The following is a 750-nucleotide window of genomic DNA, read 5'->3' on the forward strand; positions in this document are numbered from 1 at the left end:
GGTGAACCGCCCCCGTGGCTCTCCTTGTACCGAACTCTCGAGCATGGCGGCGAGGCGTGAGGCGAGGGTGTCTTGCCCCCGGGGGCCAGGTCGGCCCCGCCGGCCTTGAGCATGGCCATCAGGGTGCCGGTCAGCGCGATGCCGGGCGGATCGCCGGGGTCATCGGGCGGCGACACGACGACGGTGTCGATCAGGGCGCGGGCGGCCTCGAGGGCTTCGGCGCCGTCCTCGGCGGCGATGGCGCGGCGGAGATCGGCGACCGTCTTGACGTAGGCCTGCGCGAGGTTGAGGTGCAGCGCCGGCGGGGCGGCGGCGCTGGTGGCATCGAGCGCGGCCCGCGGGTCCTGCCGGCGCGCCTCGAGGTCCGCGAGCTTCTGCTGCACGCCGGGCGCCTCGAGACCGTCGGCGATCGCCCCGACGAGGTTCCCGATCTTGCGCTCGACGGCCTGCAGGTCCCGCTGCCGGGCCTCGGCGCCAGCGGAGGCCTCGGCCGCCAGGCGGCTCCATTCCGCGATGAAGGTCGCGCAGAACTCGGCCACCAGGTCGGGCCGCATGAGCTGCGTCGCGAGCGCCCGCAGCACCCGCTCCTCCAGCACCGCCCGGCGACCCCGGGTGGTGTGGCGACAGGTGCCGCCGTTCCGGGCGGTGCGGCAGCCCAGGTCATCCTTGCCCATGGCGGAGAACCCGCCACCGCAGCAGCCGCAGGTGACCTTGTCGGTCAGCAGGTGCATGGGGCCAGCGCCGCTGCCG

General features: G+C 75.1%; 1 protein-coding gene. It reads right to left on the reverse strand.

Going from position 1 to position 750, the window contains the following annotated elements; translation table 11 throughout:
- On the reverse strand, positions 1-731 hold a 731-nt coding region (locus E8M80_RS25640), incomplete at its 3' end, for a zinc ribbon domain-containing protein (RefSeq protein ID WP_206035758.1).
- Positions 732-750 lie beyond the last annotated feature (19 nt).

This window comes from Roseomonas sp. HF4 (genome assembly GCF_005222755.1).
Lineage (GTDB): Bacteria > Pseudomonadota > Alphaproteobacteria > Acetobacterales > Acetobacteraceae > Neoroseomonas.